Annotated in this window: 12 protein-coding genes; 11 read left to right on the forward strand and 1 reads right to left on the reverse strand. The window is 44.3% G+C overall.

Translation table 11 applies throughout. The features are described 5' to 3' along the window. Positions 1-503: 503 nt before the first annotated feature. The 7 genes from B5F18_RS06590 (at position 504) to B5F18_RS06620 (ending at position 17,046) form a co-directional block, all read left to right on the forward strand. The gene (locus tag B5F18_RS06590; RefSeq protein WP_087156886.1) at positions 504-4,325 is read left to right on the forward strand and encodes a glycoside hydrolase family 3 protein; all 3,822 of its coding nucleotides are present in this window, start codon (positions 504-506) and stop codon (positions 4,323-4,325) included. 218 nt (positions 4,326-4,543) lie between these two features. Next, positions 4,544-10,201 carry a glycoside hydrolase family 2 TIM barrel-domain containing protein gene (locus tag B5F18_RS06595; protein WP_087156887.1) on the forward strand — a complete coding sequence of 1,886 codons (5,658 nt, stop codon included), beginning with the start codon at positions 4,544-4,546 and terminating at the stop codon, positions 10,199-10,201. 290 nt (positions 10,202-10,491) lie between these two features. Then, positions 10,492-11,706 carry an ROK family transcriptional regulator gene (locus B5F18_RS06600; RefSeq protein WP_162607555.1) on the forward strand — a complete coding sequence of 405 codons (1,215 nt, stop codon included), beginning with the start codon at positions 10,492-10,494 and terminating at the stop codon, positions 11,704-11,706. A 26-nt stretch (positions 11,707-11,732) separates the two neighbouring features. Continuing rightward, positions 11,733-12,263, forward strand: coding sequence for a hypothetical protein (locus B5F18_RS06605; RefSeq protein WP_087156889.1), 531 nt, complete (start codon positions 11,733-11,735; stop codon positions 12,261-12,263). Between the two features lie 233 nt (positions 12,264-12,496). Beyond that, entirely contained in the window at positions 12,497-12,964 is a 468-nt protein-coding gene (locus B5F18_RS06610) for a MarR family winged helix-turn-helix transcriptional regulator (protein ID WP_087156890.1), read from the forward strand. Between the two features lie 12 nt (positions 12,965-12,976). Continuing rightward, positions 12,977-15,208, forward strand: a complete 2,232-nt coding sequence (locus B5F18_RS06615; protein WP_087156891.1) for an ABC transporter ATP-binding protein — start codon at positions 12,977-12,979, stop codon at positions 15,206-15,208. 2 nt (positions 15,209-15,210) lie between these two features. Beyond that, a complete protein-coding gene (locus tag B5F18_RS06620; RefSeq protein WP_087156892.1) occupies positions 15,211-17,046 on the forward strand; it encodes an ABC transporter ATP-binding protein in 1,836 nt (611 codons plus the stop codon). A 56-nt stretch (positions 17,047-17,102) separates the two neighbouring features. Here the strand turns inward: B5F18_RS06620 and B5F18_RS06625 are convergent, their stop codons facing one another. Next, positions 17,103-18,581 (reverse strand): DUF1846 domain-containing protein, encoded by a 1,479-nt coding sequence (locus tag B5F18_RS06625; RefSeq protein ID WP_087156893.1) that lies wholly within the window; start codon positions 18,579-18,581, stop codon positions 17,103-17,105. 216 nt (positions 18,582-18,797) lie between these two features. Here B5F18_RS06625 and ftsH point away from each other — a divergent pair, with 216 nt between their 5' ends. From ftsH to B5F18_RS06645, 4 genes are all read left to right on the forward strand, one after another. Next, entirely contained in the window at positions 18,798-20,825 is a 2,028-nt protein-coding gene (ftsH, locus tag B5F18_RS06630) for an ATP-dependent zinc metalloprotease FtsH (RefSeq protein ID WP_087156894.1), read from the forward strand. A 157-nt stretch (positions 20,826-20,982) separates the two neighbouring features. Continuing rightward, a complete protein-coding gene (gene uvrC / locus B5F18_RS06635; RefSeq protein ID WP_087156967.1) occupies positions 20,983-22,827 on the forward strand; it encodes an excinuclease ABC subunit UvrC in 1,845 nt (614 codons plus the stop codon). Between the two features lie 57 nt (positions 22,828-22,884). Further along, positions 22,885-23,817 carry an HPr(Ser) kinase/phosphatase gene (hprK, locus tag B5F18_RS06640; protein ID WP_087156895.1) on the forward strand — a complete coding sequence of 311 codons (933 nt, stop codon included), beginning with the start codon at positions 22,885-22,887 and terminating at the stop codon, positions 23,815-23,817. An 11-nt stretch (positions 23,818-23,828) separates the two neighbouring features. Further along, entirely contained in the window at positions 23,829-24,761 is a 933-nt protein-coding gene (locus B5F18_RS06645) for an ROK family glucokinase (RefSeq protein ID WP_087156896.1), read from the forward strand. Positions 24,762-24,788: the final 27 nt, after the last annotated feature.

Raw genomic sequence — 24,788 nt, forward strand, 5'->3', positions numbered from 1 at the left:
CTGTTACTAATCGGTCGAGGGCATAACCAAGGAGAGCTGGAAGAAGTGGGAAATGGATGGAGAGAAAGGAACTATCCCTTGTATGTGGTTTTGAAGGTGCATGAACCTTAGTAAGAAGAGTTCGGAAAAGTGTTCCGGGCTTTTTTGTGTTTGTACGCCATGAGCGTATTTTAATAGATGAAAGCCTTGACATGCCCTGACAGTGGGAAATAGAGTAAAGGGTTCTTGTGGGAAGATATTTAGACATGATAGAGAGTTCGTTTTGTTTACGGGCTCTTTATTTATATTAAAAAAATACCTGAAATTTTAAAGAAGTTCAAAGTAAAAAATGAAATGTGAAAATGCACAAAAATAGTATTAAAAAATAATGATTTTGCACATTTATTTGCAGAAACAAAAGAAAATCATTGACTAATTGGATGAACAGATATATTGTATAAACAAAGAACAGGTTGTACATATACAATATATGTGCAAAATGAATAAAAAGAGGAGGTGTTTGTATGAAGAAGAAACACAGGCGAGCGGTTGCAGCGTCTATGGCAATGGTGTTGGCGGCAACATCAGGAGCAATGCCGGTAATGGCAAAAACAACGACAGATGAAGTGTCTGAACGTGAAACAAGAAACGCGGAACTGTCCATGAACCTGGCAACACAGGGAATGGTACTTCTGGAAAACGAGAATCACGCGCTCCCGTTGGCCAAAAAAGGCAATATTGCTCTGTTTGGAGGAGGAGCTTATGCAACGGTAAAAGGTGGCACTGGTTCGGGTGATGTCAATGAAAGGTATGTAACCAATGTTTGGGACGGATTTAAAAATGCAGGTTACAATGTGACATCAGAAGATTGGCTGAATGAATACAAAAATGTCTATGATGAAGAGACATCCGGCAGCAGCGGCGGAATGTGGGGGTCCCCGAAAGTTCCGGATACAGAGGTGACAGATGCGCAGATTGAGGCTGCAAAGGCGAACGGAACCGATACTGCAGTTTATGTGATTGCCCGCAATTCAGGTGAAGGCAGTGACCGAAAAGCAGAGGCCGGAGATTATTATCTGACGGACATTGAAAAGGCCAATATCCAGAAAATGGCGGCAAACTTTAAAAATTCAATTGTGGTTTTAAATGTTGGCGGAATCATTGATACAAATTTCTTTGATGAAACAGAGGGACTGGATTCCTTGTTCCTGATGTCACAGGCAGGTATGAGAGGTGGAGATGCTGTTGTCAAAGTATTGAACGGCGAAGTGACACCTTCCGGAAAATTGACAGATACATGGGCAGAAAACTTTGAAGATTATGCATCATCCGAAACTTTTGGCTCTGTAGACGGAAAAACTGACCAGGAAGATTATACGGATGATATTTATGTAGGATACCGTTACTTTGATACTTTCAATGTAACACCTAAATACGAATTTGGATATGGAAAATCTTATACAGACTTTGACATGGAAGTTACAGATGTAAAAGCAGATGCAGAAAATGTAGCGGTTACAGTCAAAGTTACCAATGTGGGCAATACTTATTCCGGAAAAGAAGTTGTGGAAGTTTATTTCTCAGCGCCAGATGGAGAGCTGGAAAAACCATATCAGGAACTGGCAGCATATGGAAAGACCGATGAATTGGCACCTGGAGCATCCCAGACACTGACATTGACATACAAGACAACAGAGATGTCTTCTTACTCCATGGAAAAAGCAGCTTATATCATGGAAGCGGGAGATTATGTAGTCAGAGTAGGAAACAGTTCCAGAAATACATCTGCTGAGGCAGTGATCACGCTGGATGAAACAACTACAACAGAGCAGCTGAGCAATCAGAGGATTCAGGATGAAGAGATTGAAATACTTTCCAAGGAAGGGATAACGCCATATTCCTATGAAGGTGAGGAAGAAGAGATTGCAGCGGCTGACAGGTTTACAATTTCAGCAGCAGACGTTCAGTCTGTAAATAATGCGTCTGAATATGATGACGAGAGCATCATATCTTATGTGTACGAGGACAGTGATTACGAGGCAGTAGATCAGGATGCATTTCCAAGATATACAAAAGAACCGGATGGAAGGAATAATACAAGTCCTTCTTTAAAGATTGAAAAATATGAGGAGAAAATACAGACAGTTGAAAAAACGAAAGACAATCCGACACTTCTGGATGTATATCAGGGAACAGTGAGCATGGAAGAATTCCTCGCTAGTCTGAGTCCAGAAGAGATGTCCTATATTGTAGAGGGAGTCGGCTGGGGCGGAAGTTCTGAACCAGTTATCGGGGCACAGGCAAACTCTGTAGAAGGAGCAGCTGGAGAGACGACAAGCAACTACTATGAGACGAGAAAAATTCCAAATATCGTGCTTGCAGACGGACCTGCGGGTATCCGTATTACACAGCAGTATGAAGAAAACGGAACAACGTATTACCAGTATTGTACAGCATTCCCGATCGGCACACTGATCGCACAAAGCTGGGATAAAGAGGTGGCAGAACAGTTTGGTAAAGCGGTTGGTGAGGAGATGACAGAAATGGGTGTTACAATGTGGCTGGCGCCAGGTATGAACATCCACAGAAATCCACTTTGCGGACGTAACTTTGAGTATTACTCAGAAGATCCATTGGTAGCCGGAATGACAGCAGCATCTGTGACTTCAGGCGTACAAAGTTACCCTGGAATCGGTGTGACTTTGAAACATTTTGCGGCAAACAATCAGGAGGATAACCGTAATGCAGTAAACAATACGATTACTGAGAGAGCCTTCAGAGAAATCTATCTCAAAGGTTTTGAGATTGCAGTTAAAGCGTCAAACCCGATGGGAATAATGACCTGTTATAATCTAAACAACGGATGGCCGGGAGCAGACGATTATGATCTTTGCACAGATATCCCAAGAGGAGAATGGGGATTCAATGGTCTTATTATGACAGATTGGGGCGGCGGACAGTCCACACCAGTAAACTCCATGCACGCAGGAAATGATCTGATCATGCCAGGCGGATCCTCAGTTTCCATCAGACAGGCAGTAGAGGATGTAGCTCCGACATTTGCAGAGGATGGATATGTAACAGTTACTCAGGGATGGGGCGGCTCAACAGAAAACTGGAATGATTTTGTTTTAAGTCCGGAAGGACAGACAGAAATCAAAACAGAAGTAACTGCAGAAGGAGTCAATGAAAAAGTAATGGACAAAATCAACGAAGGGACTGCTTACATTACTACAAGACAGGATGCAAGCGGAATCAAAACATATGTAAACTACATTGGCGACTATGCAGAAAACAATACATTGCCACTTGGAGATCTTCAGAAGGCAACAAGAAATATTTTGAATGTAATCTTAGACTCTACACAGTTTGAAAAAATGGGAATCGAGAATGATGTCGATGTACAGATCGGTGCATTTACAGAACATGTAGGCACAGATTTATACAATGCAGTAGAAAAATCCGATATCACTGTTCAGGACAAAGTGGTTTCCACAGCAGTTTTGGAATATGCACTGGAACTGGCAGCAAATGCGGACACAGAAGGTGTCATCAGTGCAGTTCTTGACAGATTTAACGCAGCAGTTGAAAACGGAAAAGATATACTGGAAAGAGCACAGGCTGAAGACCCGACAGTCACACAGGCAATGGTTGATCAGAGCTGGAAAGACATCATCACAATGATGCAGTATTTATCTTTCAAACAGGCGGATAAGACAGATTTGGAGAAAGTGATCGCAGCAGCAAACCTGATCGATCTTGAAAAATATCTGGAAGAAGGACAGGACGGATTTACAGCAGCGTTGGCAAAAGCAAACGAAGTTCTGGCAGATGAAGTGGCAGACCAGGATGATGTAGATGCGGCATGGCAGGCTCTTTTGACAGCAATGAGCAATCTGAGAATAAAACCAGATAAGGAAGCCTTGGAAGCATTGATTGCAAGCGTAGCCGGATTAAACGAAGAGGCATACGACGCAGCAAGCTACAGTGCAATGACGACAGCACTCGCACAGGCACAGGCAGTATATGCAGATGACCAGGCAACAGAAGAGGAAGTTGCGGCAGCAGTGACCAATCTTCAGGATGCAGTGGACGGTTTGGTTGCAAAAGCGCAGACCACAACAGCAGAGCAGAACAAGGACAATAAATCAGTGGCAAATGCAGCAGGACCATCCTCTACAGATAAAGCAGCTACAAACAGCAATACGTCAATAACAGATAAAACAACGACAAGTACAGAAAAATCTGCCAAGACAGGCGATACCACAAACACAGCAGCATTGGCAGCATTGGTAGCAATGGGATTTGTGGCAGCAGCTGGTGCAGTGCTCAGAAAGAAAAGATAAACAGCTAATCAAAATAATAAATTTATGATAGGCAGAGCGGACAATATGTCCGCTCTGTTTTTATGCCCGATTGTATAAGAAAGTAAAAAATTTATGCCGGAACTTAGAAGAAAAATAGTCAAAATTAATGATATAATCTTCTTGAATAGATAAAAATTATGCATAATAAATAAAATGCACAGTTTTCAGTGAAAAAAGTAAAAAGGAGGAAAGGTAGGATGAAGAGAAAACAAATAGCAGCCTTTATGATAACAGGGACATTGTTGTGCTCTCCGGTTCTTACGATTGCAGGCGGTATCCGCGCGTACGCTGCGGACAACCAGTTTGCCGGAGAAGAATGGTATGATCAGATTTCCACAGTGGAAGTCAACAGAGAGCCTGCACATGCGACCTTTATGCCGTATGAGTCTGCCGAGAAAGCTCTTGAATATGAAAAGACTGCGCTGGACGACAAGGATGAGAGAGATTCCGCCTACTATCAGAGCCTGAATGGAACATGGAAATTTAAATATGCAGAAAAACCGGCGGACAGAGAAAAGCAGGTTTTTGGAGAGGATGCAAAGGAGTATCAGGAAAATTGGGATACAAGCGAGTGGGACGATATCGAGGTTCCATCAAATATCCAGACGCAGAAAGATGAGAACGGAGATTTCAAGTATGATACTCCGATATACACAAACCAGACATATCCATGGGCAAACTATGAAACCGTGGAGTACCATACGAATGGACAAAACCGGCCGGTAGCGCCGACTGTGAAGAATACAGTGGGACAGTATAAGCGTACATTCACTGTGCCGGAAGATTGGGATGGGAGAGATGTTTTTGTGTCATTCCAGGGAGTGGAGTCTGCCTTCTATCTCTACATTAACGGACAAAAGGTAGGATATGCAGAGGACAGCTACACTGTGGATGAGTTCAATATTACCCCGTATTTAAAGGAAGGGGAGAATACGATCGCAGTGGAAGTGTACCGATGGTCCACGGGAAGTTATCTGGAAAATCAGGATTTTATCCGTTTAAGCGGTATTTTCAGGGACGTTTATCTGTATTCCAAGGATGATGTGGAACTTAGGGATTTCTTTGTCACAACAGATTTGGATGAGAAATATGAGGATGCTACATTGAATCTGGAGGCAAGTGTAAGAAGTTTAAATCCAGAAGTATCAGGAAAATACACTATAGAAGCACAGCTCTATGAGCAGGAAGAAGAGAAGGCAGTCTGGGAAGAGCCTTTGAGATTTGACATTGATGTGGCAGCGGGCAAAACAACACCGCAGGAAAAGGCAGATGACAAAGGGCAGACTGGATCCGGATCAAAATTGGTGGAAAATCCAAAGAAATGGTTTGCAGACACACCGAATCTTTACCGGCTTTTGATCCAATTAAAAGATGAAAATGGAAATGTTATTGAGACTGCATGTCAAAGGATTGGTTTCAGAGAAATCTCAAAAGTGGATATCAATGAGGCTGGACAGGAGCAGGCACAGATCAATGGGCAGAAACTGATGATCCGAGGTGTAAACCGTCATGAGTCTGACCTGCAGGATGGACGTGCAATTTCAAGGGAAGACATTGCCACAGATTTAAAGACTATGAAACAGTTCAATGTTAACGCTATCCGAACAGCGCATTATCCGAATAATCCTTACACATATGCACTGGCAGATGAGCTTGGACTTTACATATGCGATGAGGCAAACATTGAATCTCACAAAGGTTCATTTGAGGGAGGAGCTGACATTCCATCAGGAGAGTCTCTTTGGAACAATTCTGTGATGGACCGCACAAAGAATCTGGTGGAGAGGGACAAAAACCATGCATCCGTCATTATATGGTCACTTGGAAACGAGGCCACCTATTCTACGCATGCCATGGATGAGAACTATTGTTTCTACAATTCCACAACATGGATTCTTGAGAGAGACCCTTCAAGGCTTAGGAAATACGAAAGAGATAACCGTTATACAAAGGGGAACAGAGAAGAATCCATTGTGGACATTTATTCCTCCCAGTACTGGGGTGTCTCCAGTGTGGAAAGCCATGTGGCGAATACAGCAAACAAGGCGCCGTACATTCAGTCTGAGTATGCACACTCCATGGGAAACGGACTTGGAAACTTCAAAGAGTACTGGGATGTATTCCGCGAATATGACAATGCCCAGGGTGGATTTATATGGGACTGGATCGATCAGTCTATTGAGACAAAGATTGAAAATGTGACAACCTATTATGTGAAGAATCCGGATGGAAGTTACTCTGAAGTAAAAGGAGAACTTACGGACGGAAGAGAAAACCAGGGAAAAGCACTGGACGGACATGTATTTATCCCTCAGTCAGATGATCTCAATGCAAACAGTGATGAGCTGACTTTGGCGGCATGGGTACGGTTGGACAGATTAAACGGAACAGACCAGGCAATTATCTCAAAAGGCGATAACAGCTATAACCTAAAGATCAGTAAGGCGGGAAACAAAATTGAATTTTTCGTGGATGGCTGGTCCCAAGGAACCCTGACCGCTGATTTTCCGGAAGACAAACTTGGACAATGGATATATCTTGCGGGCACCTATAAGGATGGAAAATATACTTTGTATCTGGACGGAGAGGAGCTTGCATCCAAAGATATTCAAAAGAGCACTCCAGTGGATACTTCCGGTTATCAGATCGGAATCGGGGATGATCCTCAATATAATGGAAGAGGTTTCCAGGGGCTGATCGATAGTGTGCAGGTATTGAGGCATGCGATGACAAAAGAAGAAGTTGCCAAAGCTTATGAGGATGGTTTCTATGAGCCAGGTGCAGATGAGCTTGTATATGGAATGGACTTTACTGCTGATCAGACAAAAGAAGAAGGTACAGACTACAGGGAAGGCACCTATTTTGGATACGGCGGAGACTGGGGAGAGACTGTAACAGACAACGATTTCTGCGGAAACGGTCTTATGTATGCGGACAGGACTCCGTCACCTGAACTCTATGAAGTAAAGAAGGTGCATCAGGAAGTGTCCTTCTACGATGACGGAGAGGCAAAGGATGGAAAAGTAAGAGTTGTCAATGAATTTTTGGCGACATCTCTTTCGGAATATGATATTACATGGAAACTTCTGGAGGATGATCAGGTCCTGGCAGAAGGTGCGTTAAGTGAAGAACAGAAAAATATAGCACCTTACGAGCAGAAAGAAGTTGTTTTGGAAGGATTTCCGGAAGATCTGCAGGTAACAGGAGGATCTGACTATATTCTGGAAATGAGCGTTGCTTTAAAAGAAGACCAGAAATGGGCAGGGGATTACTCTGGACATGCAGGTGATGAAATCGCCTTTGAGCAATTGGAGTTAAAAGACACAGCAGACAAAGCTCAGCCAGCTATTGAAGTTTCAGATGATGCGCAGATCATGGCACAAGAGGAAGAAAATCTTTATACCGTTTCCGGTACACAAGGAGAGGATACCTTCACAGTGGTGTTTGACAAGGCAACAGGATATATGACAGAGTATACCGTGAATGGAGAGACTCTGCTCACAGAAGGGCCGAAACCAAATTATTTCCGGGCAAGAGTGAGCAATGACCCGAATTTTACGGACGCAATGAGAGATGCAGCCGAAAACTTTGAAGTAGCTGCATTTGAAGTGGATGAAAAAGAAAAAGTGATCAGTATCCATGTAGAGGGAACGATCTCAACCCTGGATTCACCAAACAGTATGGATTATATTATTTACGCGAACGGTGATATCGTGGTGACAAATACGTTCACTCCTGCAGCAAATGAAGCAGTTGGTGAAATTGCGAGAGTTGGTATGAAAATGACGGTTCCTGACAAATATCAGGATGTAACCTATTATGGAAGAGGACCGCATGACAACTATATTGACCGACATACCGGATCCAAGATCGGCGTTTATCGCAGTACGGTGGAGGAGATGTCTGAGGGGGCGAAGTTTACAAGACCTCAGGAATATGGAAACCGAACGGACGTCAGATGGACAGCCCTTACAGAAGGAACAAGCGGAAAAGGTATCATGATCTCAGCAAAAGATACAATGGAGACAAGCGCTTTGCACTATGATGCAGCGGATATCAATCAGGTTTGGAAAAATTTTGGACACCCATATCAGGTTCCAAGAACAGAAGATACAATTGTCACTGTGGATTATGCACAGAGAGGACTTGGAAATGCAAGCTGCGGACCGGGACCACTTGCACGGTATATCCTTGATCCGGGACAGACTTATACACACACCTTCCGCATTTCCCCGATCACAGCGGAGTGTGCCAATGAAGAAGAGTTTGTGGCAAAGAGAATGAAGACAGGAAATCAGAATGTGGACTCTACAATGCCGGTAGCTGATATCAAGATCGGCGGAATTTCCCTGGAAGGATTTACTCCATCCAAAACAGAGTACACCTACCAGATTTTAAATAAGGAAGAGCTTGTGATGCCAAAGGTAGAAGGCGTTCCGGTTTCTGAGGGGACAGAAGTGGAAGTAGTACAGCCGACAGAAGAAAACGGTTATACAGCTACTGTCAAAGCAGTTTCGCCATATGGAATTGAAAAGACCTATACGATCGTATTTGAGATCAAGGATGAGATTTATGTAAGTGACATGGAATGGCTTGTGGATGAATCCGGTTACAGTGCAAATATGAGAGATCAGTGTACATGCGGAAACGGCCTCGGTGTTTGGGTGGACGGGGTACAGACTCCGTTTGAAAAAGGAGTCGGTTCCCATGCACCGTCTGACGTGACATTCAATGTAGAGGGGATGGATGCCACAACATTTAAGGCAGTTGCCGGAATCGGTATGGAGCAAAGCGGTAATGGAAATGTCAACTTTATTGTAAAGGTGGACGGAAAAGAAGTCTTTAGAGCGGACGGCATTACATTCAAGACATCTGTACCAGTGGAAGTGGACATCACAGGAGCAAAGACGGTATCACTTGTGACAGAGACAAACGGGCCGGATTCCAATGACCATGCAGTATGGGCGGACGCAAAAATTGTCCATAAGGAAACACCTGTGGAGGAAAAACTCCGCACAGCAGTACTGGAGTATATGATCCAGCTGGCAGAGGAAATGAAAGAAGAAGGACAATTGGACGGTGTAATTCCGGTTGTAAAAGAAAGATTTGAAAAAGCACTCCAGAATGCAAAAGAGATTTTGGAGAATACCAAGAATCCGGATGGAAATGTAACGCAGGCGCAGATTGATAAAGCCGTGGAAGAGCTTTTGAAAGCAGCACAGTATCTGGAATTCAAAGGTGATAAACAAGACCTTATGAAGGTCCTGGAGCTTGCAAAAGACATTGCAGAAAGAAAGGACAACTATATTCCATCCACCTATGCTGTATTTGAAAAAGAATATGAGACAGCCGGTGAGACAGCAGCAGATGAAAATGCTCTTCAGGACGAAATTGACGAGGCGTGGAGAGGGCTTTTGGAGGCAATGGCAGGGCTTAGGCTGATCCCGGATAAGAGTGCCCTGGAAGAATTGGTGAACAAGGCGGAAACAATAGAACTGTCCTTGTACACAAAAGAAAGCCGGGAAAGATTTGAAAAGGCATTTGCCAAGGCAGCAGAAGTGCTTGCATCCACAGAAACAACCCAGGAAGAAGTGGATGAAAGCGTGAAAATGCTGCAGGCATCTGTTGACGGACTTGAGAAAAATGCAGAAAAAGCTGCATCAGCAGGAGAGCAGAAATCAGATCAACAGAAAGCAGGCAGTACGGATGCAGCAGTCCAAAATGCAGAAAAAGGGAATACGGCCACAAACGTTCAAAAATCAGCTAAGACAGGCGATAACGGAGCAGCGGTACCTTTTGTATTTGCCCTCCTGGCTCTGGCAGGTGCTGTGATGGCAGGAAAAAGGAAAAGATAGAGTAAATTTATAGAAAAGTTGGAAACGCGACGGTCTATTTTGTATAGTCCGTCGTGTTTTATGTGTAAAATATATAGAATAAGCATTAGAAAAATGTGATTATTTGTCAAATATACTGCTTATGCTTGACTTTATAATGGTAGAAATGTTAAATTTAAGTTAATTCAGTTAATCTCACAAGGGGTAAATGGAAAGCGGTTTGACTTTTCCAAGCTTACATTATATGATAGAAAAGATATCGACAGATGAAAGCTTGGGGAGTAAGAGGAAACAGAAAGGCAGGGCTTCTAATGAAAGAAAAGTTTGAAAGTGTAAATCAGGAAAAGCAGCAGCAGATGAACCGCACACTGGTCATGAATTTACTGCGGAAAAAAAGACTGTGCTCCAGAGCGGAGCTGGCAAAACTGACAGGACTTAAGAGAGCTACGATCACAAATATTATCAATGATTTTATTCAACATGATTATGTTATAGAGGATGGTATTTTAGAGGGCGAAAAAGGAAGGCGCTGTATCGGTATCAGGATCAATGGAGAAAAATACAGAATTCTTGGGATCATGATCACAAGACAGTATTACAGTATTGGGATCATGGGACTTTCCGGGGAAGTGTACGAGGAGCGCAAATATTATCTGGATGCCAGACAGAATGCTCATGAGACTATGGAAGATATCAAGCAGAAAAGCAGACAGATGCTGGAGGAATATAAACACACGGATGTGCTGGCAATCGGAATTGCGGTCCCGGGTCCGTACCGGGTGGAGGACGGGGAGGTTCTCTACATCACAAATTTGATTGGCTGGGACGGAGTGATGCTGGCAAAGGATATGAAAGAAGAATTTGATATCCCGGTTTATGTGGAAAATGATGCGAACTGTGGCGCTTACGCACAGCTTTGGTTCCGGGAGGAGGAGCTTTACAAGAACGATATCATTTACATCATAGCAGGACAAGGAGTTGGCTGCGGAATTATATCCAAAGGCGAGCTTTTGAAGGGCAATATGGGGCTGGCAGGCGAGATCGGCCATACAAGTATTAATTTTGAAGGGCCAAAATGTGAATGCGGGAACAGGGGATGTCTTGAAAAATATTGTTCCACGATCGCAGTCATGGAAAAAGTGCAGAAGAGGATTGCAAACGGGGAATACACCATGTTAAAATCAGGATGTTCCTTTGAGGACTTTAAAAATGCAGTCCGCTGCGGCGATAAGCTTGCGCTGGAGGAGTATCGGATGGCATGTGAATTTTTGGCCATTGGTGTGGTGAATATCATCAATCAGCTGAATCCGGAGTATGTCATCATTGGAGATGCGCTGGCGGAAGTGGAATCCCAGCTGATGAGGAGAGTTGTCAACAATAAGGTGAAGGAGCATATCCGCCCTGTCATTTGGGAGAAGACGCAGATTAAGATGAATGATCTGGAGTATAATCCGATTTTGATCGGTGCAGGTGTGGTGGCTGCACAGAAGGTGTTTGAGAATCCGTTTCAGTTCATCAAGGAATAATACGGATAAGGGAGTCGTAAGGGGTAATGAAGTTTGAAGAATTGCGCAGAGAACATATTGTGTTTTCCTATCAGATGAGCCCTGCCGTGGGGATCCGGGGCGAACGTGGAGGATTTTCCGTCACATTGTACGGGAATGGAAATCTTCGCTGCTGTGATTATCTGTTCGGCGAGGAAATGGACACCATGCATATTTTTAAGCTGACAAAAGAGGAGACAAAGGCAATTTACGACTGCATAGAATCATCAAAAGAACGGCTGAGAAAACTTCCGAATGAACTGAACAATGGTTCAACGGGAGGGGATTTAAATGAGTTTGTGTTTTTGGACTATGCCAAAGTGAAGGCATACAATATCCGGCCCAAGACCGCTCAGATGATGAAACAGAAGAGTTTTTCCTACTGTAGACAGTATTGGAAAAATATGAAATGTGAAGATACGATTCTGAAAACCTTTCGGGAGATTTGTCAGGTCCTGCGCAGACATAAGATAAAACTGACCTTAAAGGAGTGCAGGATGAGGCAGGATTACCGGCTGAAAGTGACGTTTCAAGAATAAAAAGGCGCCAATTGGCGTCTTTTTTGTTGTTATTCTATCGGAAATTCCTTTGGACCACCTATAGAACAAAAGTCCTCCTGGCAGTATGCAAACAAAGTGAAGAAAGTTAGATGTTTAATAAATTTTTTGTGAAAAAATATTATGAAAGTGTAAAATATTAAAGTTATTATTGACTAATTAGGTGAAAGTTAATAATATATCTGTTAGATATCTAACTAAATGGAGGTGAGTACATGGACGAAAATCCGGTACAGTTGCTGCAGCAGCTGATGCATCTGTCCGTACAAAAATCTATGAAGATGCTGGAGGAGTATAAGCTGAAACCAGGGCAGGCAGGGGTGCTGTTCCTTTTGGAAAAATATGATAATCTTTCTCAGAAAGAAATTGCGGATAAACTTGGAGTGAAACCGCCTTCCATCACCGTTGCGCTGAAAAAGATGGAGCATCAGGGCTATATTACGCGGAAGGCGGATTTTCATGACCAGAGGATTATAAGGATCCAGAAGACGGAAAAAGGAAGTGCATGTGTGGTGCACATCAAAGAGGTCGCAAGCAGGATGGAGAAGATCATGTGTAAAAACATGAGCAGGGAGGAGATACTTTTGATGAAACGGCTGCTTGTGCAGATGAGGGATAATCTTGTGAATGACAAAGAGATTGGCGGAACTTCCGCAAGGTTAGGCAATTATAAAAATTTTTAGGAGGAGTAGAATATGCGGAATTTATTCAGATTTCTGAAACCGTACGCAGGGGCAGTGGTCGGAATCCTTGTTGTTTTGTTTGTTCAGGCATTCTGTGACTTGTCTTTGCCGTCCTACACATCGGATATTGTCAATGTAGGAATTCAGCAGGGCGGGATCGATACGTCCATACCAGAGCAGATTTCCGTGAAGGACATGGAAAATTTGTTATTGTTTGTGGATGAAGACGGACAAAACACGGTTTTGGAGAACTATAAAAAAGACAGTGAAACTTATAAAGAAGATGCTTATGTTTTAAAAGAAGATGCAGAAAAGAATGAAAAGACAATGGATGAACTTTCCGGTGTACTGGGGAAACCAATGCTTTTGGTGGAGAGTCTTTCCTCCGACAGTGAGCAGAGCAGGCAGATAAAAGAGGGACTTTTGCAGGCAATGCCAAGAGGAGCGGTGTCGGGGGATGCAGATATCTTCGAGATTTTGAAAATGATGCCGGAAGAGGCAAAAGACCAGATGACTTCCGGAATGACGGAGGAGATGTCTGATATGCCGGATACTATGGTGGAACAGGCAGCCACAGTGTATATCAAGCAAGTTTACCGGAATTTGGATCTGGATACAGACCATATACAGACGATGTACATTTTAAAGACAGGTGCCAAGATGCTGGCACTGGCATTTCTGGGAATGGCAGCGAGCATCACAGTAGGGTTTATGGCATCCAAAGTTGCTGCATCCGCAGGCCGCGATATCAGAAAAAATGTTTTCACAAAGGTTGTCGGATTTTCCAATGCAGAGTTCGATAAGTTTTCCACCGCATCTTTGATCACAAGAAGCACGAATGATATCCAGCAGATCCAGCTGCTTTCCGTTATGCTTTTGAGAATGGTACTGTACGCCCCGATTTTAGGTCTTGGCGGAGTGTATAAAGTATTCAACACCAATGTGGATATGTCATGGATTCTGGCAGTGGCAGTGGGGCTGATCATTATGGTTGTACTTGTTCTCTTTGCATGCGTGATGCCAAAATTCAAGATATTGCAGACACTGGTCGACAAGCTGAACCTGGTATCTCGCGAAATATTGACAGGACTTCCGGTCATCCGTGCCTTCCACAGAGAAAAACACGAAGAAGAGCGTTTTGATTCGGCAAATAAAAATCTGATGAAGACAAATCTTTTCGTAAACCGTGCTATGACATTCATGATGCCGGTCATGATGCTGATCATGAACGGAATATCTGTTTTGATCGTGTGGACAGGTGCGCATGGAATTGACAAAGGACAGATGCAGGTTGGGGATATGATGGCATTTATCCAGTATACAATGCAGATTATCATGGCATTCCTTATGATCTGTATGATTTCTGTTATGCTGCCAAGGGCCGCTGTTGCAGCGGACCGTGTGCGCGAAGTGCTGGACAGCAAGACTGCGATCGGGGATCCGGAACGCCCGGAAAAATTTGAAGGAAATGAGAAGGGCATTCTTGTCTTTGACCATGTCTCCTTCCGGTATCCAGGGGCTGAGGAGAATGTGCTCCACGATATTTCTTTTGCAGCAAGGCCAGGGGAGACAACCGCAGTCATCGGAAGTACCGGAAGCGGGAAATCTACGCTCGTTAATCTGATACCAAGATTTTACGATGTCACGCAAGGAAAGATCACACTGGATGGAAAGGATATCCGGGACATCAGCCAGCATGATCTGAGAGAAAGGCTTGGATATGTGCCGCAAAAAGGAGTGCTCTTTTCCGGTACCATAGAGAGCAATATCCTTTACGGAAACCAGAACGGGACAAAGGAAGAGATGGAAGAGGCGGCAAAGATCGCTCAGGCAACGGAGTTCATTGAGACAAAACCAGCCAAGTATGAGGAATACATTTCACAGGGCGGCGCCAATGTCTCCGGAGGGCAGAAACAGAGGCTGTCCATTGCAAGAGCTATCGCAAAACATCCGGATGTCTTTATTTTTGATGACAGCTTTTCTGCTCTTGACTATAAGACAGATGTGACACTTCGAAAAGAGTTAAAAGAGCACACCGCAAACAGTACGGTGATCCTTGTGGCACAACGTATCAGTACGATCCTGCACGCAGAACAGATCATTGTTCTGGATGAAGGAAAAGTTGCCGGAATCGGTACTCACAGGGAGCTTTTGAATAACTGTGAAGTGTATAGACAAATCGCACTTTCTCAGCTTTCCGAGGAAGAGCTGAAAAATGACATGGAGAAAGGAAAGGAGGAGTAAAGATGGCACATCGAGGACGAAATCATGGATTTGGAGCAGGAGCCGGGATGGGCACGGGCGAAAAGGCAAAAGATTTCAAGGGGACTATACGGAAACTTTTGAAATACCTTGGCAATTATAAGATCGGCCTTGTCTTTGTCGTGTTGTTTGCGATCGGAGGAACCGTGTTCAACATTGTCGGTCCAAAGATACTTGGAAAAGCCACAACAGAGATTTTTACAGGATTGGTCGGAAAAGTGTCAGGCGGAGCCGGAATTGATTTTGAGAAGATTGGAAGGATCCTTATCTTTCTTCTTGGTCTGTATCTTATCAGTGCAGCATTTTCTTTCATACAAGGTTTCATCATGACAGGAATCACACAGAAACTGACGTACAAGTTCAGAAAAGAGCTTTCCGAGAAGATCGACCGTATGCCGATGAATTATTTTGATACGAGGACACATGGGGAAATTCTATCCCGCATCACAAATGATGTGGATACGCTCAGTCAAAGTTTGAATCAGAGTGCAACACAGCTGATCACCTCTGTGACGACCATTATCGGGGTGCTGATCATGATGCTCAGTATCAGTCCTCTGATGACAGTTGTGGCTCTTTTGATCCTTCCGATTTCCATGGGGCTGATCTCCATGGTGATCAAACGCTCTCAGAAATATTTCCGCAACCAGCAGGAATACCTGGGCCATGTGAACGGACAGGTGGAGGAAATCTACGGTGGACACAATATTGTAAAGGCATTCAACAAGGAAGAAGAAGTCATCAGGGAATTCAATGAGAAGAATGATGTTCTGTATCAGTCAGCGTGGAAATCCCAGTTTTTTTCCGGTATGATGATGCCGATCATGCAGTTTGTGGGAAATTTAGGATATGTAGGTGTTACCATTCTGGGAGGATATCTGGCCATTAAAAATACGATTGAAGTCGGAGATATCCAGTCTTTTATCCAGTATGTAAGGAACTTTACACAGCCGATCCAGCAGATTGCGCAGGTGGCAAACCTTCTGCAGTCCACAGCCGCAGCATCGGAGCGTGTGTTTGAATTTCTGGAAGAGGAAGAAGAAGACCAGACCGTGGAAAATCCGGTATCTATAGAAGGACTGGAAGGAAATGTGACATTTGAACATGTACATTTTGGATACACGCCGGATAAAATCATTATCAATGACTTCTCTGCCAAGGTAAAAGAAGGGCAGAAGATTGCCATTGTAGGGCCGACAGGCGCCGGAAAAACGACTATGATAAAATTATTGATGAGATTTTATGATGTGAACAGCGGTGCCATCAAAATTGACGGGCATGATATCCGGGACTTTGACAGAGGAGAGCTGCGCAAGATGTTTGGTATGGTTCTGCAGGATACGTGGCTGTTCCATGGAACGATCAAGGAAAATTTAAGCTACGGAAAACTGGATGCAACGGATGAGGAGATAGTGGCTGCAGCTAAGGCTGCCCATGCACACCGGTTTATTCAGACTCTTCCTGGAGGATACGACATGGAGCTCAACGAGGAGGCCAGCAACGTGTCACAAGGACAGAAACAGCTTTTGACGATCGCAAGAGCAATACTTGCGGACCCGAAGATCCTGATCCTGGATGAGGCGACAAGCTCTGTAGATACGAGAACAGAGGAGAGGATCCAAAAGGCCATGGACAATCTGATGAAGGGAAGAACAAGTTTTGTGATCGCTCACAGGCTTTCCACTATCCGGGATGCGGATATGATCCTTGTCATGAAAGACGGGGATATCGTGGAGCAGGGAAATCACGAAGAATTACTTGCAAAAGGCGGATTTTACGCAGAACTATACAATTCTCAGTTTGAGAAAGCGTCCGCATGATCAATATAGAAAAGGTGTTTCGAGGTTTCAAAATCGTACCTCGAAACACCTTTTTTCTAATGATAAATATTTTTGTTTTCGTATTTAGCTTCACTTGTCAGCTGAACACCGAGTTTTTTAAAGATTTTAACATCCACATCTGAAAGCATGACAGAAGTGTGAACCTGGCAGCCCTTCAGTTTAGGAATCTGCTCCAGTGCTTTCTGTGCAGCAGGGCTTGTAGCGGCACTCATGGAAAGCGCGATGAGTACCTCATCCGTGTGAAGTCTTGGGTTATGGCTTCCCAGATAATCTACCTTTAATTTCTGGATCGGCTCAATGGCCTCCGGAGAGATGACATGCAGTTTGTGGTCAAGTCCTGCAAGCTCTTTTAAAGCGTTCAGTACAAGGGCTGCGGATGCTCCAAGAAGATTGGAAGTCTTTCCGCGAATGATACGTCCGTCGTCAAGCTCCATGGCAGCAGCAGGACCATCAGTTTCTTTTGCATACTCAAGAGCAGCGCCCACAACTGCGCGGTCAGAGGTACTGATGTTGGCCTGTTTCATCAAAAGTTCAATCTTGAATGCCTCATCCTCTGTAGCTGTGCCCTCAGCCAGATTGTCAAGGGATGTATAGTATCTCCGGATGATCTCCTGCTTGGATGCCTCCCGGCATGCCTCATCGTCCACAATACAGTTTCCTGCCATGTTGACCCCCATATCGGTCGGAGACTTGTATGGACTCTCACCGTAAATGCGCTCAAAAATAGCGTTGAGAACAGGGAAGATTTCTACATCACGGTTGTAGTTGACCGTTGTCTTTCCGTATGCCTCCAGATGGAATGGGTCGATCATGTTGACATCATTCAAATCTGCGGTGGCTGCCTCGTAGGCAAGGTTGACAGGATGCTTGAGAGGGATATTCCAAATCGGGAATGTTTCGAATTTTGCGTATCCGGCACGTATTCCACGTTTATGCTCATGATAGAGCTGTGACAGGCAGGTCGCCATCTTTCCGCTTCCAGGACCAGGAGCAGTGATGATGACAAGCGGCCTGCTTGTCTCAATGTAGTCGTTTTTTCCGTATCCGTCATCGCTGACAATGAGCGGAATATTGGAAGGATATCCTTCGATGGAGTAGTGGATGTACACTTTCACACCCAGCTTTTCCAGTCGGGATTTAAACAGGTTGGCGCTGTTTTGACCGGTATACTGCGTGATGACCACGCTGCCCACAAACAGACCTTTTTCTGTGAAGACATCGATCAGGCGCAAAACGTCTGAGTCGTAGGTAATTCCAAGATCACCGCGCACTTTGTTTTTTTCGATATCTCCTGCGCTGATGACGATCACGATTTCCGCCTGGTCCGCCAGCTGAAGCAGCATCCGTAGCTTGCTGTCAGGCTCAAATCCAGGAAGAACTCTGGAAGCGTGGAAATCATCGAAAAGCTTTCCTCCAAACTCCAGATACAGTTTGTTGTCAAACTGATTGATTCTTTCGCGGATGTGGGCGGACTGTGTCTTTAAGTATTTTTCGTTATCAAACCCTATTTTCATATGAACCTCTCTTCCTTTTTCTTTTTATATTTTTAGTATAAACATCATACCAACCAGTATACTACAAAATAGAAGTGAATGGCTAGAGGAAAAATGACAGACATTCTTTAGAAAGCTTTAAGATTTTGTGGGTAGATTTTCACAATCTTTTTATTGATTTATACTTTTTCCCTACTTATAATAAGATAGGTAGTGATTCAAATTGAGGAGGATATAATGAGTAACAACCAGTTGAATAACAATAATAACAATAAAGATCCAAAGCGGAAGAACCGTCAAGGATGGGGAGCAGTCATTGCGACAGCACTCCTCACAGCATTGGTTGTCCTTCTTTTATACCAGTTTAGGCAGGACAGCCAGTACCAGGAAATTACATACAGCAAGTTTTTGAGTCTGGTGGATGAAGGCTTTGTGGATAAAGTTCAGCTTGACACCCAGAAAATGGAGATTCAGCTGAAGGACAATGCCTGGCTGGACAGGAAAGGAAACCTGCAGTATACGAATGATGAGAAACAGATAGCGAGAAACAAACGGAATAAAGTTACCTATTATACGGGGATCGTCAAAGACGATACACTCTCCGACAGACTTTATAAAGCAGGGGTTGAATATGGACAGAAAATTCCGGACTCCACATCTGCCATTATCCTCAATCTGCTCGTGAGCGTGGTCATTCCGTTTGCTTTGATATTCTTTGTATTCTGCTTTGCAATGAAGAGGATGTCTCAGGGCGGCGGCATGATGGGCGTTGGAAAGAGCAATGCAAAGATGTATGTGGAAAAAGAGACCGGCGTTACATTTAAAGATGTGGCAGGCGAGGATGAAGCAAAAGAGTCTTTACAGGAAGTCGTTGATTTTCTTCACAATCCGGGGAAATATACGGGTATTGGCGCAAAACTTCCGAAAGGCGCGCTGCTTGTGGGACCTCCGGGAACCGGTAAGACTCTGCTGGCAAAGGCGGTTGCGGGGGAGGCCAAGGTACCGTTCTTTTCCCTTTCCGGTTCCGCATTTGTGGAGATGTATGTCGGCGTGGGAGCATCCAGAGTGCGTGATCTGTTCAAGCAGGCGCAATCCATGGCACCTTGCATTGTCTTTATAGATGAGATTGACGCCATAGGGAAGAGCAGGGACAGCACACTGGGAGGTAATGACGAGAGAGAACAGACACTCAACCAGCTTCTGGCAGAGATGGACGGTTTTGATACAAGCAAAGGTCTTCTCCTTCTGGGAGCGACAAACCGACCTGAGATTTTGGACCCGGCGCTTTTAAGACCTGGACGTTTTGACAGGCGGATCATCGTGGACAGACCGGATCTAAAGGGACGTATCGCGATTTTGAAAGTACACGCAAAAGATGTAAAGATGGATGAGACCGTGGATTTGGAGGCAATTGCACTGGCTACATCCGGAGCTGTGGGCTCAGAGCTTGCCAATATGATCAACGAAGCAGCTATCACAGCAGTAAAACATGGGAGAAACGTGGTCTCCCAGGCAGATTTGTTTGAGGCAGTGGAAGTGGTACTTGTCGGAAAGGAAAAGAAGGACCGCATCATGAGTATGGAGGAGAGAAGAATTGTCTCCTACCATGAGGTGGGACATGCGCTTGTGAGCGCACTTCAAAAAGATTCCGAGCCGGTGCAGAAGATTACCATTGTTCCAAGGACCATGGGGGCACTTGGTTATGTGATGCAGACACCTGAGGAAGAGAAGTTCCTGAATACGAAAAAAGAGCTTGAGGCAATGCTTGTGGGACTTTTGGCAGGGCGTGCGGCTGAAGAGATCGTATTTGACACGGTCACAACAGGGGCATCCAATGATATTGAAAAAGCGACGTCCGTGGCAAGGGCTATGATCACGCAGTACGGAATGTCCGAAAAGTTCGGCCTTATCGGACTGGAATCCATTCAGAGCCGGTATCTGGACGGCAGACCAGTGCAAAACTGCGGACCTGACACAGCAGCTGAGATTGACAAAGAAGTCATGAAGATGTTAAAGAACGCCTATGAGGAGGCAAAACGTCTGTTAAGTGAAAACAGGGAGGCGCTGGATAAAATTGCCGCATTCCTCATTGAGAAGGAGACGATCACCGGAAAAGAATTCATGAAGATTTTCCGCGAAGTGAAAGGGATCGATCCGGATGAAGAAGAGAAGGAAAAAAGGATTGAGATGAAACCGGTTCCGATGAGTGAAACTGCTCCGGAAGAATCTGCCGCCTCCGGGGAGCAGCAGGCAGGAGAAGAATAGGAGCTTTTGGAAACCGAAAATCCATCACAGCAACAATAAAAAGCGTGTTTGGTATTTATCTTATAAGCTGCGAATAAAACAAAGGGCACTGCAGATTGGTTTCATGCAGTGTCCTTTTATGTATGCAAGATGCACAGGAAAAGACAGAGGGAAAACGATGGAATATTTTGATATTGAAGAAGAATTGAAAAAACTTCCCGCAAAGCCGGGAGTATATCTGATGCACGATGAAAAAGATGAAATTATCTATGTGGGAAAAGCCGTAAGCTTAAAAAATCGTGTCAGACAGTATTTCCAGTCCAGCAGGAATAAAGGTGTAAAGATTGAGCAGATGGTGACACATATTCAGAGGTTTGAATACATTGTGACTGATTCTGAGCTTGAAGCGCTTGTTTTGGAGTGTAATCTGATCAAAGAGCACAGACCAAAATACAACACCATGCTCATGGATGACAAGACATATCCGTTTATCAAAGTCACAGTTGGCGAGGCCTATCCGAGAGTCATGATGGCAAGAAGGATGGTAAAGGACAAAGCAAAATATTTTGGACCATATACAAGCGCCGGGGCAGTGAAAGATACCATTGATCTGATCCGAAAACTGTACCATATCCGCAATTGCAGCCGGAATCTTCCAAGGGATATCGGAAAGGAAAGACCATGTCTGAATTACCATATCAAGCAGTGCTATGCCCCGTGCCAAGGATATATTTCGCAGGAAAAATATCAGGAGTCTGTCCAGGAAGTACTCCATTTTCTTAACGGGAATTATGACGGAATTTTAAAGGATCTGGAGGAGAATATGATGGCAGCATCCGAGGCAATGGAATATGAAAAAGCGATCGAGTACAGAGAGCTTTTGAACAGTGTGCGCCAGATTGCCCAGAAACAAAAAATCACAAACAGCAGCGGAGAGGACCGGGATGTACTTGCTCTGGCCATGGACCGGGAAGACGCAGTGGTGCAGGTGTTTTTTATCCGCGGAGGAAGACTCATTGGCCGGGACCATTTTTATATGCGGCGCCAGAACGGAGATGATAAAAGGGAGATCCTGACAAATTTTATCAAGCAGTTTTATGCGGGAACCCCATATATTCCGGCGCAGATCATGCTGCCTTTAGAGGTGGACGACAGGGACCTTTTGGAGGAATGGCTTGGCAAAAAAAGAGGACATAAAGTGTCCATTGTGATTCCCAAAAAGGGGGAAAAAGAAAAACTTGTAGAGCTTGCTCAGAAAAATGCAGCCATTGTCCTCAACACGGACAAGGAAAGATTAAAAAGGGAGGAAGGACGCACTATCGGAGCGGTCAAGGAGATAGGGAAACTCCTGGGGATTGAGGGAATCAAGAGAATGGAGGCGTACGACATCTCCAACACAAATGGATTTGAGTCAGTGGGATCTATGATCGTGTATGAGAACGGAAAGCCAAAGAGGAACGATTACCGCAAGTTTAAAATCAAAAGCGTGCAGGGGCCGGACGACTATGCGAGTATGGAGGAAGTGCTCACAAGAAGATTTTCCCATGGACTAAGGGAGAGAGAAGAAGGAGAGAAAAACGGACATTTCAATGTATTTCCGGACCTTATCATGATGGACGGAGGGAAAGGTCAGGTCAATATTGCCAAAAAAGTATTGGATAATCTGAAACTGCAGATTCCGGTGTGCGGTATGGTAAAGGATGACAGCCACAGAACAAGGGGGCTGTACTACGAGAATAAAGAGATACCGATCGAGCGTACCTCCGAAGGCTTTCGGCTTATCACAAGAATACAGGATGAGGCACACCGGTTCGCAATCGAGTATCACAGAAAACTCCGGGGCGAGGGTCAAGTTCGGTCTGTCCTGGAGGAAATCAAAGGCGTTGGGCCTGCAAGAAGGAAAGACTTGATGCGGAACTTCAAAAGCCTGGAGGAAATCAAAAATGCAAGTGTGGAAGACCTGAAAAAACTGCCGACAATGAATGAAAAATCTGCCAATGAAGTATACAATTATTTTCATTGATGTTATAATAAATGCAGTATGTGCATTGCATATTGGAGCAGTAAAGGAGGACAGGTTATGAACTGTGCAGATGGCGTAGCAATGAAAAAACTTGTGGAAAAAATGAATTTAAAGAACATGACGCCTGAAATTGACTTGGAAGACAAACAGATTCAGGTGCCGGACATCAACAGGCCGGCTTTGCAGCTGACCGGATTTTTTGAGCACTTTGAATCAGACCGTGTACAGATTATCGGATATGTGGAATATGCATTTCTTCAAAGAATGCAGCAGGAGAAAAAGGAAAAGATGTACGATAAACTTCTTTCATATGGGATTCCGTGCATTATTTTCAGCAGAAGTATGCAGCCGGATGAAATCCTTCTGAAAAAAGCAGTGGAGAGAAATATTCCGATTTTCCAGACAGAGAAACCAACTTCCGCGTTTTTGGCGGAGATCATCCGGTGGCTGAATGTAGAGCTTGCCCCATGCATTTCTATTCACGGGGTATTGGTAGATGTTTACGGTGTCGGAGTGCTGATCATGGGCGAGAGTGGAATCGGAAAGAGTGAGGCGGCTCTTGAGCTTATCAAGCGCGGTCACCGTCTTGTGACGGACGATGTGGTGGAAATACGAAAAGTCAGCGATGACACTTTGGTTGGAACAGCACCGGATATCACAAGGCATCTGATCGAGCTTAGGGGCATCGGAATTGTTGATGTAAAGACTTTGTTCGGTGTGCAGAGCGTTAAGGAAACCCAGACCATTGATCTGGTGATCACGCTGGAAGAGTGGGACAAAGAAAGAGAATATGACCGTCTTGGCCTGTCGGAGGAGTACACAGAATTCCTTGGAAACAAAGTCGTATGTCATAATATACCGATCCGCCCAGGAAGAAATCTGGCTATCATTGTAGAGTCAGCGTCTGTCAACCACAGACAGAAACAGATGGGCTACAACGCGGCGGAAGAATTGTACAGAAGAGTGCAGGCAAATCTTGCAAAGAAATAGGAGGAAGAGTGATGAATTATTGTTTTGGAGTTGACATCGGAGGGACAACTATCAAGATGGGATTGTTCCAATTTAACGGAGAAGTGATTGACAAATGGGAGATCAAGACAAGAGTGGAAAATGAAGGAGCAGCTATTCTTCCGGATATTGCGGCATCTGTAAAGGAAAAGATGGAAAAGTATAAGCTGGAAAAAGAGAATGTTCTTGGAATTGGAGTTGGCGTTCCGGCACCGGTTTCTGAAAATGGAATTGTGAACGGAAGTGCAAATCTTGGATGGAAATATAAAGAAGTGAAACATGAGCTGGAAGAGTACACAGACATCAATGTAAAAGTGGGAAATGATGCGAATGTAGCTGCTCTTGGCGAAATGTGGAAGGGCGGTGGCCTTGGAAATAAAAACATGGTCATGGTCACGCTGGGCACTGGTGTTGGCGGCGGAATCATCATTGACGGAAAAATTCTCGGGGGAGCACACGGTGCAGGCGGAGAAATCGGCCATATATGTGTGAATTATGAGGAAGAAGAAAAATGCGGATGCGGCAACAGAGGATGTCTGGAGCAATATGCATCTGCAACAGGAATCACAAGGCTCGCCAATATGCGCCTGAAAAAAGATGATAATCCGTCTAAGTTGAGAGAGACAGAAGTCAGCGCCAAAACAGTGTTTGATGCAGTAAAAGAAGGAGATGCCCTTGCCATTGAAGTGGCGGAAGAGTTTGGAAAATATCTGGGCTATGCGCTTGCCAATATTGCTGTTTTGACAGATCCTTCTGTTATCGTTATCGGAGGAGGAGTTTCAAAGGCAGGAGAGATTTTGTTGACTTTTGTGGAGAAATATTTCAGACAGAGAGTATTTTTTGCAAATGAATCTGTGAAGTTTGCACTTGCGCAGCTTGGAAACGATGCAGGAATTTGCGGAGCCGCAAAACTTGTATTAAATTAAAAACTGTCTATAAAAAAATCACTGTGG

It is taken from the genome of Lachnoclostridium sp. An181 (genome assembly GCF_002160325.1).
Lineage (GTDB): Bacteria > Bacillota > Clostridia > Lachnospirales > Lachnospiraceae > An181.

Coding starts and splice junctions, on each gene's coding strand:
- B5F18_RS06590 (WP_087156886.1), top strand. CDS start 504: ATGAAGAAGAAACACAGGCGAGCGGTTGCAGCGTCTATGGCAATGGTG.
- B5F18_RS06645 (WP_087156896.1), top strand. CDS start 23,829: ATGAATTATTGTTTTGGAGTTGACATCGGAGGGACAACTATCAAGATG.
- B5F18_RS06600 (WP_162607555.1), top strand. CDS start 10,492: ATGAAAGAAAAGTTTGAAAGTGTAAATCAGGAAAAGCAGCAGCAGATG.
- hprK (WP_087156895.1), top strand. CDS start 22,885: ATGAACTGTGCAGATGGCGTAGCAATGAAAAAACTTGTGGAAAAAATG.
- ftsH (WP_087156894.1), top strand. CDS start 18,798: ATGAGTAACAACCAGTTGAATAACAATAATAACAATAAAGATCCAAAG.
- B5F18_RS06615 (WP_087156891.1), top strand. CDS start 12,977: ATGCGGAATTTATTCAGATTTCTGAAACCGTACGCAGGGGCAGTGGTC.
- B5F18_RS06610 (WP_087156890.1), top strand. CDS start 12,497: ATGGACGAAAATCCGGTACAGTTGCTGCAGCAGCTGATGCATCTGTCC.
- B5F18_RS06595 (WP_087156887.1), top strand. CDS start 4,544: ATGAAGAGAAAACAAATAGCAGCCTTTATGATAACAGGGACATTGTTG.
- uvrC (WP_087156967.1), top strand. CDS start 20,983: ATGGAATATTTTGATATTGAAGAAGAATTGAAAAAACTTCCCGCAAAG.
- B5F18_RS06625 (WP_087156893.1), bottom strand. CDS start 18,581: ATGAAAATAGGGTTTGATAACGAAAAATACTTAAAGACACAGTCCGCC.
- B5F18_RS06620 (WP_087156892.1), top strand. CDS start 15,211: ATGGCACATCGAGGACGAAATCATGGATTTGGAGCAGGAGCCGGGATG.
- B5F18_RS06605 (WP_087156889.1), top strand. CDS start 11,733: ATGAAGTTTGAAGAATTGCGCAGAGAACATATTGTGTTTTCCTATCAG.